The organism is Streptomyces sp. NPDC057486 (genome assembly GCF_042802415.1).
Lineage (GTDB): Bacteria > Actinomycetota > Actinomycetes > Streptomycetales > Streptomycetaceae > Streptomyces > Streptomyces yanii.
In genome coordinates this window covers 230,831-246,059 of record NZ_JBHVEE010000002.1, presented here as the reverse complement: position 1 = coordinate 246,059, position 15,229 = coordinate 230,831, and the positions used below count along the sequence as shown (strand labels likewise).

The following is a 15,229-nucleotide window of genomic DNA, read 5'->3' as shown; positions in this document are numbered from 1 at the left end:
CCGCCCCCGCCCGCCCCCGCGGCTGGGTTCGGGCCGCGCGTGCGCCCCCGGCGTGCCCGGCAGGGGGCGCACTCGCGTACGGGGGGACCGGCTACAGGTCCACGCTGTCGCGCAGCTTCGTCGGCGTCAGGAACAGCGCCGCGATCACACCGACCACCGCGATCCCCGCCGAGATCAGGAAGATGCTGCCCGTTGCGTCACCGTACGCGGCCCGCACCACTTCCTGGATCTGCGGCGGCATCGCCGCCACGTTCAGGGTGGAGCCGCCGGAGGCCGAGGCCGCCGGGTCGACGCCGAGTTCGGCCAGGCCGTGGGTGATCTTCGTGGCGACCTGGTTGGCGAGCACCGCGCCGAGCACCGAGACACCGATCGTGCCGCCGAGCGAGCGGAAGAACGTGATCGCACCGCTGGCGGCGCCGAGTTCGCTGAGCGGGACCGTGTTCTGGAGGACCAGGACGAGGTTCTGCATCGACATGCCGACGCCCGCGCCGACCGCGAGCATCCCGACGGAGACGAGGACCAGCGACGTCTCGTGGTCGATCGTCGACAGCCCGAGGAAGCCGAGGGTGAGGACGACGACGCCGGTGATGATGTACGGCTTCACCTTTCCGGTCTTCGAGACCAGCCGTCCGGCGACGGTCGAGGAGACCAGGACGCCGAGCATCAACGGGATGGTGAGCAGGCCCGCTTCGGTCGGCGAGTAGCCGCGGCCGATCTGGAAGTACTGACCGAGGAAGACCGCACCGCCGAACATCGCCATGCCCACCGCGAGGCTCGCGACGATGGCGAGGGCGGGGTCCCGGCGACGTACGACGTGGAGCGGGACGACCGGCTCCTGGACCCGGGATTCGACCAGGACGGCGGCGAGGAGGATCAGGGCACTGGCGGCGACCATGACGAGGGTCTGCCAGGAGAGCCAGTCGAAGTCGTTCCCGACGAACGTGACCCACAGGAGCAGCAGGCTGACGCCGGCGGCGATCAATGTGGCGCCCAGGTAGTCGACCTTCACGTCCGTGCGGCGGACCTCGGCGAGGTGCAGGGTGCGGGTGAGCATCACGAAAGCGAGCAGCGTGAACGGTACGGCGATGAAGAAGCACCAGCGCCAGCCGAGCCACGAGGTGTCGGTGATGAAGCCGCCGAGGAGCGGCCCGCCGACGGTGGCGACGGCCATGACGCCGCCGAGGTATCCGTTGTAGCGCCCGCGCTCCTTGGGGCTGATCATCGCGGCGATGATGACCTGGACGAGCACCTGGAGTGCGCCCATGCCGAGCCCCTGGACGGCCCGGAAGGCGATCAGCTGGCCGGTGCTCTGGGCGAATCCGCAGGCGATCGACGAGATGACGAAGATGCCGATGGATATCTGCAGCAGCAACTTCTTGCTGAACATGTCGGCGAGCTTGCCCCAGATCGGGGTGGACGCCGTCGACGCCAGCAGGCTCGCGGTGACGACCCAGGTGTACTGCGACTGGGTGCCGTTGAGCGAGCCGATGATCTGCGGGAGCGCGACCGAGACGACGGTGCTGCTGATCATGGCCACGAACAGCACGATGAGCAGTCCACTCAGTGCCCGCAGTACATGACGATGGTCCATCGGCGCGACTTCGGTCGGCGCGGCCGTCTGTGCGCTCACGCGCAACCTCCGGAGGGTTCGAACAGGGGTGGGTACGAAATACCGGGTCACCTTACATGCCCAGTGGGCAATTTTACCCACTGGGCAATAATGGCGGGGCAGGGAGATAATGAGCTCATGGAGAGCTCTGTGGGATTGCGGGAACGCAAGAAGGAAGCCACCCGGCAGGCCGTGCACGAAGCGACGCTGCGGCTGACCGTCGAGCACGGCTTCGACCACGTCACCGTGGAGGCCGTCGCGGACGCGGCCGGGATCTCCCGCAGAACGTTCTCCAACTACTTCACGGGCAAGGAGGACGCCCTCCTCTACGGGGAGGAGCAGCAGATGAGGGACCTCGTCAGGACCGTGCGCGAGCGCCCCGCGGACGAGGCCGCCTGGCCCGCGCTGCGGGCGGCCGTCGCGGAGTTCGGGAAGCGGGTCGCGCCGCCGGAACGCGAATGGGCGATCCGCACCCGGCTGGCCATGCGGCATCCCTCCCTGCTGGCCCGGCAGCTCGCCAACCACGCCACCCTGGAACGGGACTTGGCGGAGGCGGTGGCGTCCCGTCAGAGCCCGGCGGAGAACGCGGTACGACCGCTGGTCCTCGCGGCGGCGTTTCTTTCGTCGCTGCGGATCGCGATGCGCATGTGGATCGAGGAGGACCTGGCGCGGGAGCCGTCCCAGGTGATCGGCGAGATCCTCGACGAGATGGCCCGCAGCTTCGAGTGAGCGCGGGCCCGGGCCGCTTCGGGAAACGGCCCGCCTCGGGAATCGGAGCGCGCACGGACGGCGAGGTTGTTGCGCGCTCCGAGGTGGCGGGCCTGTCCGTCCGCGGTGCCGTACGGGGCGTGACTGGGTACCGTTGTCGGACGCGTCGAACCGGACACTCAGGAGCGGACGGACGGGGGATTTCCGCTCCTGCCCCGAGGGAGGTCGAATGCTTTCGGACAAGTCACGTCCCGTTGTCGCAGCGACACTGCCGGTCGTCGGCGACCACATCGGTGAGATCGCCCGGCGCTTCTACAGGCATCTCTTCGACGAGCATCCCGAGCTCATGGACGGTGTCTTCAACCGGGGCAATCAGGTGCACGGCCACCAGCAGCAGGCGCTGGCCGGGTCGGTGGCCGCGTTCGCGACGACGCTGCTGGAGACGCCGGAGCGGGTGCCGGAGCAACTGCTGCGCCGGATCGCCCACAAGCACGCCTCGCTCGGCATCCGTCCGGACCAGTACCAGGTCGTCCACGACCACCTGATGTGGGCGATCGGTGACGTCCTGGGGGACGCGGTCACCCCGGAGGTCGCCGCGGCCTGGGACGAGGTCTACTGGCTGATGGCCAACGCCCTGATCAACCAGGAGCGCGGCCTGTACAGCGCCCGCGGGGTCCGGTCGGAGACGGTGTGGCGGGACTGGCAGGTGGTGCGGAAGATCCAGGAGACCGACGATGTGGTGACCTTCGTGGTCAAACGGATCGACGACCGCCTGGTGAAGACCTCACTGCCCGGCCAGTACGTCACCCTGCGGATGCGGATGCCCGACGGCAAGCTCCAGCCCCGCCAGTACAGCTTGACCCGGGCCGACGACGGGGAGCACCGCCAGTTCTCGGTCAAGCGGGAACGCGGCGAGGGCGGCGCCCCCGACGGCGAGATGTCGACGCTGCTGCACGAGACGGTGGGAGTGGGCGACACCCTGACGCTGTCCCTGCCGTACGGCGACGTGGTCCTCGACGACTCGGGACGCCCGGTGGTGTTCGCCAGCGCGGGCATCGGCATCTCCCCCATGGCCGGGATGCTCTCCCACCTGGTGGCGGCCGATTCCGGGCTGCCGATCACCGTGCTGCACGCCGATCTCGACGAGGCGTCCTTCCCGCTGCGCCGGCAGGTGGTCAACGACGTGCTGGCACTGAAGAACGCCCGGATGTACCTCTGGTACGAAAAGCGCGCGCAGAGCCTGGAGCCCGTGGACGGCGTCTTCGACGGACTGATGGACCCCACCGCCGTCGACATCCCCGGTGACGCCCTGTACTACCTGTGCGGCCCGCTGCCGTTCATGAAGGCGGTGCGCAGCCGGCTGATCGAGCACGGGGTGGCCGCGCGCGACATCCAGTACGAGGTCTTCGGGCCGGACCTGTGGCAGGCCGACCTGGACTGACCACGTGCGGCGAAGCCGCCGATTCGGAGCCGGACGGCCCACAGACGGCCCAGAGTGGGTGAAACAGCTTCGGGCCGACGGTACGAAACCGTCGGCCCGAAGCCGTGCACACCGCTCTCACAGTGTTTGACCTGCGATTACAGCACCGGCAGCAGGGCCTTCAGCTCGAAGGCCGTGACCTCGCTGCGGTACTCCTCCCACTCCTGCTTCTTGTTGCGCAGGAAGAAGTCGAAGACGTGCTCGCCGAGCGTCTCGGCGACCAGTTCGCTCTTCTCCATCAGCGAGATCGCCTCGCCCAGGTTCTGCGGCAGCGGCTCGATGCCCATCGCGCGGCGCTCGGCGTCGGACAGCGCCCACACGTCGTCGTCGGCGCCCGCCGGGAGTTCGTACCCCTCCTCGATGCCCTTGAGGCCCGCGGCGAGCAGCACCGCGTACGTCAGATAGGGGTTGGCGCCGGAGTCGATGGAGCGGACCTCGACGCGGGCCGAACCGGTCTTGCCGGGCTTGTACATCGGGACGCGGATCAGCGCGGAGCGGTTGTTGTGGCCCCAGCAGATGTACGAGGGGGCTTCGCCGCCGGCGCCCGCGGCGCGGGAGGAGCCGCCCCAGATGCGCTTGTACGAGTTGACCCACTGGTTCGTCACAGCGGAGATCTCCGCGGCGTGCTTGAGCAGGCCCGCGATGAAGGAGCGGCCGATCTTGGAGAGCTGGTACTCGGCGCCCGACTCGTAGAACGCATTGCGGTCGCCCTCGAAGAGGGAGAGGTGGGTGTGCATGCCGGAGCCGGGGTGTTCCGAGAACGGCTTCGGCATGAACGTCGCCTGGACGCCCTGCTCCAGCGCCACCTGCTTCATTACGAGACGGAAGGTCATGATGTTGTCGGCGGTCGAGAGCGCGTCCGCATACCGCAGGTCGATCTCCTGCTGGCCGGGGGCGCCCTCGTGGTGGCTGAACTCGACGGAGATGCCCATGGATTCGAGCATGGTGATCGCCTGGCGGCGGAAGTCCATGCCGACGTTCTGCGGGGTGTGGTCGAAGTAGCCGGAGCTGTCGGCGGGGGTCGGGCGGCTGCCGTCGACCGGCTTGTCCTTCAGCAGGAAGAACTCGATCTCCGGGTGGGTGTAGAAGGTGAAACCCAGGTCGGAGGTCTTGGCGAGGATGCGCTTGAGCACATAGCGCGGGTCGGCGAAGGACGGCGAACCGTCGGGCATCAGGATGTCGCAGAACATCCGCGCGGTGCCGGGGGCCTCCGCGCGCCAGGGCAGGATCTGGAAGGTGCCCGGATCCGGCTTGGCGATCATGTCGGACTCGTACACCCGGGCGAAGCCCTCGATGGCCGAACCGTCGAAGCCGATTCCCTCGTCAAACGCCTGTTCCAGCTCGGCAGGGGCCACGGCAACGGACTTGAGATACCCGAGCACATCGGTGAACCACAGGCGCACGAAGCGGATGTCGCGCTCCTCAAGTGTCCTGAGGACGAATTCCTGCTGCTTGTCCATAGCCACATCCTTGCAGTTCAGACGGTCTGTGCACCACCGCCCGGGATAGGGGAGAAACTCCAGTATCACGACCCGGGATTTCACCCAGATTACGCACTCGACGTGAGATGGAGCACTCGGCCACCCACTACGATCGGCGGCCATGGTGTGCGGGGCCTCCGAAGGGGAGGTCCCGGGGTGAAGCGGCGTCGCGACTGCCCCGTGCACGCCGGTTTCCCGACCCGTTCCTGTCCCTCCCCGCCCGTTCGCAGAAGGACCGAAGGACCAGACGACATGAGCTTCGACCGCAGGACCCGCATAGAGCAGATGCGCAACGCCGACCGTGCACGCGACCGTCGCAACCGTGCCCTCGCCATAGGGCTGAGCGCCCTTGTCGTCGCTGGTCTGGTCGCTTTCGGTTCCTACGCGCTGCTGGACAGGTCCGAGGCCGCGGACAAGGGGGACTCCGTCGCGGCCGATGAAGCGACTGCTTCCGCGGCGGAGAAGAAGGTACCGGCGGCCGAGCCGATCGAGGGGCTCAAGACGTGGGACGCGAAGAAGCTGACCCGCAACCACGTCACCGGGACGGTCACGTACCCGATGAAGCCTCCGGTCGGCGGTGACCACAGCCCCGTCTGGATGAATTGCGACGGCGAGGTGTACAAGAAGGCGATCCCCGACATGAACGCCGTGCACTCGCTGGAGCACGGGTCGGTGTGGGTGACGTACACGGACAAGGCGTCGGCCGCCGACGTGGCCCAGCTCGCGGCCCTGGTCGGGAAGACGCCGTACTCGCTGATGAGCCCGTACAAGGACCAGGCCGGCACGATCATGCTCAGTGCCTGGGGCAAGCAGGTCACCGTGGACAGCGCCGATGACCCGCGGGTCGGCCGGTTCTTCGCCGAGTTCGTGCAGGGGAAACAGACCCCGGAGCCGGGTGCGGCGTGCACGGGCGGGCTGGGGTCTCAGTGACCGGTACGAAACAGTGGGTGGCCGGTTCCGCCGTCGCCCTTGCGCTGCTCCTCGCGGGGGTGGCGACCGTCGCATCGGCGCGGGACGACACGGCTGACGGGAAGCGGCCCGGAGCGGCCACCGCGGCCGTCCGGGTGCCCGGCCCGGACTCGGCGGACGCCGGCTTCGCCCGCGACATGGCGGTCCACCATCAGCAGGCCGTGGAGATGTCCTTCATCGTGCGTGACCGCACGCAGGACGAGGAGGTACGCCGTTTCGCCTACGACATCGCCAACACCCAGGCCAATCAGAGGGGCATGCTGCTCGGCTGGCTGGATCTGTGGGAGCTGCCGAAGGTGGCCGCCGGGCAGGAGCCGATGGCGTGGATGGCGACCAACAGTGGACACGGCACGCACGGTGATCACGGCACGGACCACATGGACGGCATGGACGGCATGGGGGACACTGGCGGGCCGGACGGCGCCTTCACCGCTCATGACGGCGCCCTGATGCCCGGCATGGCCACCCGGACCGAACTCGACCGGCTCGGGAAGGCGAGCGGCAAGCAGGCCGAGATCCTGTTCCTGCAGCTGATGACCGACCACCACGAGGGCGGCGTCGCCATGGCGCGCGGCTGCGCCGAGCTCTGCACGGTGAAGGCGGAGAAGCGCCTCGCCCAGGGCATGGTCGAGGCCCAGCGGTCCGAGCTGGACGCGATGGCGAAGATGCTGGCGGCGCGCGGGGCGAAGCCCAGGCCCTGAGGCATTCCACCGCTCCCGAAGCGGCATGAATGCACCCGAATGGGTGATAGCGGTCGCGCACCCCGAACGGACCCATGACGATGGGTTCGCTCGGGGTCGGACCGCAGTGCCCATCGGCACCAGGAGGAATCCCCCATGACCACCGCCAAGGACATCATGCACACCGGGGCCCAGTGGATCCCCGCGCACGAGACGCTCGACCGCGCCGCCCAGATGATGCGCGAACACAACGTCGGTGCACTGCCGATCTCGGCCAACGGCGAGCAGGACCGGATGGTCGGCATCCTCACGGACCGCGACATCGTGGTCGGCTGTGTGGCGATGGGCCACGATCCGTCGAAGGTGACCGCGGGTGAGCTCGCCCAGGGAACACCGCGCTGGATCGATGCGAACGCAGAGGTGAACGAGGTTCTGGAGGAGATGCAGAACCACCGGATCCGCCGGCTCCCGGTGGTCGAGAACAAGATGCTGATCGGCATGATCAGCGAGGCCGACCTCGCCCGGCACCTCTCCGAGGACCAGATCGCAGCGTGGGCGGAGAAGGTATACGCCCGCGGCTGACCGGCCTTCGACAGCACACCACCGTCGGCCCGGCACCCATGACAACGGGGGTGCCGGGCCCGCGTGCGAGGCATACCCGACGGGGGTAGGGTGCCTGACATGAGCCCGAAATGTAGTGCGATGTACGGACATTTGTTGCTGTTTGCCGCGCTACTGTTCGGGGTCTTCGCCATGCACACCGTCGGGTATCCGGCGGAACACGGCGGCCGTGAGGCCGTGGTGACGATGGACCACCTGCGGGACCAGGAAGCTCAGGGGGTACACCCGGCGAGCTCCACGACGGAGCCCTCGGCGAAGCACTCCTCCGTCCCGCCGACGCCGATGGGCGACGGCACGGGCCCCATGGCGGTCTGTCTCGCCGTACTGGGCGCCTGGGGTCTCGCCCTGCTCGTCGGCCGGCTGATGGCACGCCGGGCCGCGGAGCATCTCCTCGTGGCCGCCGGAGCGCTGTTGTCGCGTGCGCTGTGGTCCGGCCCCCCGCCCGCGATGACGGCTCCCGCCCGGTTGTCGGCGCTTCGGATATAGGAGCGGGCCGCTCCGCACCCCTCCTTCAGCCCGCACCGACAGCATCAGAGGTGTTCCAGCCATGCCCACTCAACCCACTCGACGCGCCGTGCTCGGCGCCGGAATCGCCGTGGCCGGCACGGGAGTTCTGGCCGCCTGCTCCAGTGGTACGGCCCCGGAACGGCACGCCGCGAACCCCGGCCCCACGCATCACGACGCCATGGGCCACAGCGCGTCGCCCGTGTCGAAGAGCCGCGGGGAGTACATCTCTCCCGGCGACGCGGAGATCGCGGCGGTCGAGGCGAAGCGAGGCTCCGGCCCCGTACGGAAGATCAACCTCACCGCCACCCCGACCCGCCTCGATCTGGGGGGCGGGCTCACCGTCAGCTCCTGGGCCTTCGGGGACCGGCTGCCCGGCAAGGAAGTCCGGATCACCGCGGGCGACACCCTGGCAGTCACCCTCGCCAACCACCTGCCGACGTCGACCACTGTGCACTGGCACGGCCTCCACGTTCGCAACGACATGGACGGTGTTCCCCAGCTGACCCAGGAGGGCATCAAACCGGGCGCGGAGTTCAGGTACCGCTTCGCGGTGCCGCAGTCGGGGACGTACTGGTTCCATCCGCACCAGGGCGTCCAGCAGGACCGCGGTCTGTACGCACCACTGATCATCGACGACCCGAAGGAGCCCCTGTCGTACGACAAGGAGTGGGTCGTCGTCCTCGACGACTGGGTCGACGGGGTGCAGGGTTCCACTCCCGAGGCGGTGCTCGCCGAGCTCAGCCACGGCATGGGCGGCATGGATCACGGGTCCTCCGGGGCCGATGACAAGCCCCGCTCCGGGTCCGCGTCCGGACCCTCGCGGGTGCTGAGGGGCGCCCCGAGCGAACTGCTCGGCGGTGACGCGGGCGATGTCGACTACCCGTACTACCTGATCAACGGCCGCATCCCGAAGGACCCCACCACGTTCACCGCGAAGCCCGGCGACCGTATCCGGATGCGCATCATCAACGGCGGCGGCGACACCCCCTTCCGCGTCGCGCTCGGCGGCCATCGGATGACCATCACCCACGCGGACGGCTTCCCGGTCCGGCACACCACGACGGACACGCTGCTGCTGGGCATGGGCGAGCGGTACGACGTGCTGGTCACCGCCGGGGACGGGGTGTTCCCGCTGACGGCGGTCGCCGAGGGCAAGAAGGCGTCGGCGCTGGCCCTGCTCCGCACCGGCGGCGGCGCGGCGCCGGCCGCCTCCGTGCGGCCCAAGGAGCTGAACGGGCAGCTGGTGTCGGCCTTCGAACTGCAGGCGGACAGCTCCGTGGCGCTGGCTGCCCGCCGGCCCGACCGGACGATCCGGATCAAGATGACCGGCAGCATGAGGGCGTTCGACTGGGCCTTCGACCACAGGAAGTACGACCCCGCTTGGCGCCATCCGGTCAGGGCGGGCGAGCGTGTCCGGCTGGAGTTCTACAACATCACGGAGATGTGGCACCCGATCCATCTGCACGGGCACACGTTCGGCCTCGCGGGACGTGCGGGAAAGTGGTCGGTGCTGGGCAGGACCCCCGGGGCGCGCAAGGACACCGCGATCGTCCTGCCCAACAGGTCGGTGGCCGTGGAGTTCGACGCGGACAACCCGGGGCTGTGGATGCTCCACTGCCACAACGTCTACCACTCGAACATGAACATGATGACGGTCCTCGGCTACCGCCGCTGACCCGGTGCCGGCGGGCGGCGTCGGCCGCGGCAGCGGAAGTGCGGCCCGCCAGGACATCGCGTCAGAAAGACGATTACACTGAGGCGCGTGCCTCAACTACGCCTCGCACTGAATCAGATCGACTCGACCGTCGGTGACCTCGCCGGCAACGCCGAGGCGATCGTCCACTGGACCCGGCACTCCGCCGAACAGGGCGCCCACCTGGTGGCGTTCCCCGAGATGGTGCTGACCGGATATCCCGTCGAGGACCTGGCCCTGAGGTCGTCCTTCGTCGAGGCGTCGCGGAACGCGCTGCATGCGCTCGCCGCCCGCCTCGACGCGGAGGGCTTCGGGGAGCTGCCGGTCGTCGTCGGTTATCTCGACCGTTCCGAGACGGCCCAGCCGCGCTACGGCCAGCCTGCCGGTTCTCCGCAGAACGCCGCCGCTGTGCTGCACCGCGGGCGGGTCGCGCTGTCCTTCGCCAAGCACCACCTGCCCAACTACGGGGTCTTCGACGAGTTCCGGTACTTCGTGCCGGGCGATTCGATGCCCGTCGTGCGGGTCCATGGTGTCGATGTGGCGCTCGCGATCTGCGAGGACCTCTGGCAGGACGGCGGCCGGGTGCCGGCCGCGCGCGCCGCCGGGGCCGGGCTGCTGCTGTCGATCAATGCCTCGCCGTACGAGCGGGACAAGGACGACACCCGGCTGGAACTGGTCCGCAAGCGGGCCCAGGAGGCCGGCTGCACCACCGCTTATCTGGCGATGATCGGCGGGCAGGACGAGCTGGTCTTCGACGGCGACTCGATCGTCGTCGACAGGGACGGCGACGTGATCGCCCGTGCCCCGCAGTTCGCCGAGGGCTGCGTCGTCCTCGATCTGGAGCTGCCCGCCGCGGCGCCCGAGGCGCCGTCCGGGGTGGTGAACGACGGACTGCGGATCGACCGTGTGGTCCTCTCCGACAAGCCTGTCCCTGCGTACGAGGCGGAGCTGACCGGCGGCTACGCCGAGCGGCTCGACGACGACGAGGAGCTGTACTCGGCGCTGGTCGTGGGTCTGCGTGCGTACGCCGCGAAGAACGGTTTCAGCAGTGTGCTGATCGGGCTCTCCGGCGGGATCGACTCGGCCCTCGTCGCGGCCATCGCGTGCGATGCGCTGGGCGCGCAGAACGTGTACGGCATCTCGATGCCGTCGAAGTACTCCTCGGACCACTCCAAGGGCGACGCGGCGGAGCTGGCGCGGCGCACCGGACTGAACTTCCGCACCGTACCGATCGAGCCGATGTTCGACGCGTACATGGAGTCGCTGGGCCTCACCGGTCTCGCCGAGGAGAACCTCCAGTCGCGACTGCGCGGCACGATGCTGATGGCCGTCTCCAACCAGGAGGGTCAGATCGTCCTCGCGCCGGGCAACAAGTCGGAGCTGGCGGTCGGCTACTCGACGCTCTACGGGGACTCCGTGGGCGCGTACGGGCCGATCAAGGACGTCTACAAGACGTCGATCTTCCGGCTGGCGAAGTGGCGCAACCGGGCCGCGGAGGAACGCGGCCAGATGCCGCCGATCCCGGAGGCGTCCATCACCAAGCCGCCCAGCGCCGAGCTGCGGCCCGACCAGGTCGACACGGACTCTCTGCCGGACTACGACGTGCTGGACCGGATCCTGGAGATGTACGTCGACCAGGACCTGGGGCTGGCGTCGATCGTGGCGGCCGGGTTCGACGAGACGCTGGTGACGAGGACGCTGCGGATGGTGGACACCGCCGAGTACAAGCGGCGGCAGTACCCGCCGGGGACGAAGATCTCGGCCAAGGGGTTCGGGAAGGACCGGCGGCTGCCCATCACCAATCGGTGGCGCGAGTCGGTGTGACGCGACGGGGCGGGCCGGCCCGACGGGAGCCGGCCCGCCCCGGCAGCCGTTCCGTCCTCAACCGCCGGGCGGACCCGATGTGCCCGGCCGCCGTCGTCATGGCCGGCGGCGCAGGGACCGGTGATCAGGCCCGGCGGGAGAAACACCGTCCGGCGCTCGGGGAGGAGCGCCTCCCCGGCGCGCGGCAGTGATCACCACACGTCCGCGTGGGACTTCGGCGTCGTGGACGCCCCCGTGCCCGCCACCACCCGGGACCCACCCGGCCTCCCACGGTCCAGCACCCCCGCCGTCGCCGCCACCGCCAGACCCGCCACGGCCAGCGCCGCGCCCACCGGTGCCGGGGACGTCCAGCCCCAGCCCGCCGCGATCGCGGCCCCGCCCAGCCAGGCGCCGCCCGCGTTGGCGAGGTTGAAGGCCGAGTGATTGGACGCGGACGCCAGCGTCGGGGCGTCCTTGGCCTTGTTCATGACGAGCATCTGCAGCGGCGTCGTGGTCATGAAGCCGATCCCGCCGAGCAGGACGACCATGACCAGCGCCGCCCACTTCACGTGCACGGCGAACGGGAAGACGACCAGGACCACCGCGAGCGCGCTCAGCGAGCCGTACAGGGTGGGGCGCAGCGCCCGGTCCGTGAGCGGTCCCGCCGCGAGCGCGCCCAGGGTCATGCCGATACCGAACAGCGCCAGGACCGGTGTCACCGAGGATTCTCCGAAGCCCATCACCTCGGTCGTCATCGCCGACAGGTACGAGTAGACGGCGAAGACACCGGCGAAGCCGAAGACTGCGGTAAGCAGGCCGAGCAGCACCTGCCGGTTGCCGAGGGCGCGGAGTTCGCGGCCGAGACCCTGGTGCGCGTCGGCCGGCACCCGCGGGACGAGCCGGGCGAGCGCGGCCATCGAGCACAGTCCGATCGCGGCGACGACCAGGAACGTCGCGCGCCAGCCGAGGTGTTGGCCGAGGAGCGTGGCCGCGGGTACGCCGACGATGTTGGCGACCGTGAGGCCGAGGAACATCGTCGCCACCGCGCGTGCCTGCCGCCCCTCGGCGACCAGGCGCGCGGCGACGACCGCGCCGACGCCGAAGAACGCTCCGTGCGGCAGCCCGGCGAGGAACCGGCCCGCGAGCAGCCAGCCGAAACCGGGGGCGAGCGCGGAAGCGAGGTTGCCGACGGTGAACAGGGCCATGAGCAGCAGGAGCATCCGCTTGCGCGGGGCCCGGGAGCCGACGGCGGTGAGCAGCGGGGCGCCGAGGACGACCCCGATGGCGTACGCGGACACGAGATAGCCGGCGGTGGGTACCGACGTACCCAGGTCGTCCGCGACATCGGGCAGCAGGCCCATCATCACGAACTCGGCGGTTCCGATGCCAAATGCGCTGATGGCGAGCGCGAGAAGAGCCAGTGGCATGGCGGGAGAGACCTTTCCGCAGGAAGCTCGGCCCGCCGCGTCCGGGCATGGCTGACCGGCCGCCGGGTGGGGGCGAGGGCGTGGGGGCGGCGGGCCCGGGCAGCGCGGCGCGCCCGGCCCGAAGGCAGGGTCGCACCGCGGTCACCGGCTCCGTCGCCGGTCGGCTCGCGTTCCCCGGAGGAACAAATACTCTCAGACGGTTTATGCGAGGAGGTAAACGGACCGTTGCCTCAGAGCTCGACGCGGGCGGCGATCGGGAGATGGTCGCTGCCCGTGGCCGGGAGCGTCCATGACGACATCGGTTCGATGCCCTTGACCATGATCTGGTCGATCCGGGCCATCGGGAACGACGCCGGCCAGCTGAAGCCGAAGCCGTTGCCCGCGGCGCCCTGCGTGGACCGCATCTGGGAGGTGACCGCGTTCAGCGAGCGGTCGTTCATCGTGCCGTTGAGGTCGCCCAGCAGGATCACCTTGCCGAGCTGTTCGTCGGCGATGGCCTCACCGAGCGCGTCCGCGCTCGCGTCGCGCTGGGTCGCGGTGAATCCGGCGTTCAGCTTGACCCGCACGGACGGCATGTGGGCGACATAGACGGCGACCTTGCCCTTCGGTGTCGTCACCGTGGAGCGCATGGCCCGGGTCCAGCCCATCTTGATGTCCACGGGGCGTGTGCCGCTCATCGGGTACTTGCTCCACAGACCGACGGTCCCCTGCACCGAGTGGTACGGATAGCGCTCGGCGAGCGCCGATTCGTACGCGGGTACCTGGCCGGACGGCAGCTCCTGCAGGGCGATGAGGTCCGCGCCGGAGCCCGCGACCTGCTTGGCGGTACCCGCGGGGTCGGGGTTGCCCGCGTTCACGTTGTGGGTGGCGACGGTCAGGTCGCCGCCGCTGCCCGACTTGTCGGTGAGCAGCCCGCCGAAGAGATTGAGCCAGACCACGGCCGGCAGCAGCAGGGCGATCAGTGCGGTCGCGGAGCGGCGCACCAGGCCCAGGACGAGCAGCACCGGGACGAACACGCCGAACCACGGCAGGAACGTCTCGGAGAGGCTGCCCAGGTTGCCGATCCTGTTCGGGATCTCCGCGTGGAAGAACATCACAAGGGCCAGCAGGACCGCGCAGGCGGCGAGGACGATGCCGCGCCGCCACATGCCCTTGCCGCTGGTCCATCTGTCGCGCAGGTTCCGGAAGCGGGACCCGGTGCGCTGCGGTCCCCCGCTGCCGTTCCCGGTGTCCGCCCTGTACGCCTGCACCATCGCGCTGTCCTCACTGCTTCGCCGTACACATCGCCGCGCTCCCCGACCCTAGGCGATGAGCAACGCCTTTCCTGCCGTCCACGACGGCCGTACTGCCACGAGGACGAAGGGCGTGGTCCGGCGGGTTCCGGCCGGACGGATCTTGCGGGGCGTTGTGACACAACGCTCACACTCGGGCGGAGGCCGGACGTGTCAGGCCTGGCCTGCGCTTTCGCCGGACGGACGGGTCGCGGGCGCTGCTGCCCGGGCGGGGACCGGGGTGGTGTCGGGAGCTGTCGGGCGCGGCGCCAGGCCTTCGACCAGCGTCCGGATGATGCGATCGGCAAGGTCTTCCGGGAGCGGCGCGTCGGGCCGGTGAATGGTCCGTACGAGCATGGGGCCGATGAAGAGGTCGTCCATCAGCTCCACGTCCAGGTCCGCCCGGAGTTCGCCCGCTTCGACCGCCCGCTGCACGGCCGCCGTCATCGCGACCCGGCGCGGTGCTATCACCGTGCACTGGTACTCGGCCCACAGTTTGGGGTGGCTCTTCATCTGCGCGAAGACGTTGTGGAGGAGGACCGAGGAGCGCTGGGCGAGTCCGCGCCTGCGCAGCGACTCCAGCATCACGCGGAGGTCGCTGAGCCCGGCGGTGCCGGAGATCTTCGGTTCCGGAGGTTCGATGTGGCGCAGCACATCGACGAAGAGCTCCTCCTTGCCGCTCCAGCGCCGGTAGATGGTGGCCTTGCCGACGCCTGCGGTCCGGGCGATGCGCTCGATGGACAGCCCGGCGAGCGGTTCGCCGGTCTCCAGGAGGTCGACGACGGCGTCCAGGATCGCCCGCTCCGCCGCCGCACTGCGCGGTCGGCCGCGCCGCGGTTCCCGGTCCTCGTCCTGCGCCTGCACCTGCGCCTGCGCCTGCACCTGGCTCCACCTCTCGCCGCGCCCGTCGGGTCCCTGTCCCGATTCTCACCGACCGGGGCGGTGTCCTGCTTCCCGCCCCGGTCGGCCCGGTGTGTCCG

At 69.7% G+C, this 15,229-nt stretch carries 13 protein-coding genes; 8 read left to right on the top strand and 5 right to left on the bottom strand.

Features of this window, described 5'->3' with window-relative positions; translation table 11 throughout:
- Positions 1-91 precede the first annotated feature (91 nt).
- Positions 92-1,591: an MDR family MFS transporter gene (locus ACFU6I_RS02695; RefSeq protein ID WP_384360606.1), complete on the bottom strand. Its 1,500-nt coding sequence runs from the start codon at positions 1,589-1,591 to the stop codon at positions 92-94.
- Between the two features lie 156 nt (positions 1,592-1,747).
- Here ACFU6I_RS02695 and ACFU6I_RS02690 point away from each other — a divergent pair, with 156 nt between their 5' ends.
- Both ACFU6I_RS02690 and ACFU6I_RS02685 read left to right on the top strand, forming a co-directional pair.
- Positions 1,748-2,338 (top strand): TetR family transcriptional regulator, encoded by a 591-nt coding sequence (locus ACFU6I_RS02690; protein ID WP_384360586.1) that lies wholly within the window; start codon positions 1,748-1,750, stop codon positions 2,336-2,338.
- Between the two features lie 208 nt (positions 2,339-2,546).
- Positions 2,547-3,758, top strand: coding sequence for a globin domain-containing protein (locus ACFU6I_RS02685; protein ID WP_384360584.1), 1,212 nt, complete (start codon positions 2,547-2,549; stop codon positions 3,756-3,758).
- 137 nt (positions 3,759-3,895) lie between these two features.
- Here the strand turns inward: ACFU6I_RS02685 and glnA are convergent, their stop codons facing one another.
- A complete protein-coding gene (glnA, locus tag ACFU6I_RS02680) occupies positions 3,896-5,257 on the bottom strand; it encodes a type I glutamate--ammonia ligase (RefSeq protein WP_376665434.1) in 1,362 nt (453 codons plus the stop codon).
- Between the two features lie 273 nt (positions 5,258-5,530).
- Here glnA and ACFU6I_RS02675 point away from each other — a divergent pair, with 273 nt between their 5' ends.
- The 6 genes from ACFU6I_RS02675 to ACFU6I_RS02650 all read left to right on the top strand — a co-directional run bounded on the left by ACFU6I_RS02675 (position 5,531) and on the right by ACFU6I_RS02650 (position 11,572).
- The gene (locus ACFU6I_RS02675) at positions 5,531-6,208 is read left to right on the top strand and encodes a DUF3105 domain-containing protein (RefSeq protein ID WP_384360582.1); all 678 of its coding nucleotides are present in this window, start codon (positions 5,531-5,533) and stop codon (positions 6,206-6,208) included.
- A 17-nt stretch (positions 6,209-6,225) separates the two neighbouring features.
- Complete coding sequence (locus ACFU6I_RS02670; protein ID WP_384360580.1) at positions 6,226-6,948, top strand: DUF305 domain-containing protein; 723 nt, start codon at positions 6,226-6,228, stop codon at positions 6,946-6,948.
- Positions 6,949-7,083: 135 nt separating this feature from the next.
- Positions 7,084-7,509, top strand: coding sequence for a CBS domain-containing protein (locus ACFU6I_RS02665; protein ID WP_384360578.1), 426 nt, complete (start codon positions 7,084-7,086; stop codon positions 7,507-7,509).
- A 99-nt stretch (positions 7,510-7,608) separates the two neighbouring features.
- Positions 7,609-8,034, top strand: a complete 426-nt coding sequence (locus ACFU6I_RS02660; protein ID WP_384360576.1) for a hypothetical protein — start codon at positions 7,609-7,611, stop codon at positions 8,032-8,034.
- Between the two features lie 61 nt (positions 8,035-8,095).
- A complete protein-coding gene (locus ACFU6I_RS02655) occupies positions 8,096-9,730 on the top strand; it encodes a multicopper oxidase family protein (protein ID WP_384360574.1) in 1,635 nt (544 codons plus the stop codon).
- An 87-nt stretch (positions 9,731-9,817) separates the two neighbouring features.
- The gene (locus tag ACFU6I_RS02650) at positions 9,818-11,572 is read left to right on the top strand and encodes an NAD+ synthase (protein WP_384360572.1); all 1,755 of its coding nucleotides are present in this window, start codon (positions 9,818-9,820) and stop codon (positions 11,570-11,572) included.
- Between the two features lie 191 nt (positions 11,573-11,763).
- Here ACFU6I_RS02650 and ACFU6I_RS02645 read toward each other — a convergent pair whose 3' ends face one another.
- From ACFU6I_RS02645 to ACFU6I_RS02635, 3 genes are all read right to left on the bottom strand, one after another.
- The gene (locus ACFU6I_RS02645) at positions 11,764-12,978 is read right to left on the bottom strand and encodes an MFS transporter (protein ID WP_384360570.1); all 1,215 of its coding nucleotides are present in this window, start codon (positions 12,976-12,978) and stop codon (positions 11,764-11,766) included.
- 230 nt (positions 12,979-13,208) lie between these two features.
- Entirely contained in the window at positions 13,209-14,126 is a 918-nt protein-coding gene (locus ACFU6I_RS02640; RefSeq protein WP_384360604.1) for an endonuclease/exonuclease/phosphatase family protein, read from the bottom strand.
- Positions 14,127-14,423: 297 nt separating this feature from the next.
- Entirely contained in the window at positions 14,424-15,131 is a 708-nt protein-coding gene (locus ACFU6I_RS02635; protein ID WP_384360568.1) for a TetR/AcrR family transcriptional regulator, read from the bottom strand.
- Positions 15,132-15,229: the final 98 nt, after the last annotated feature.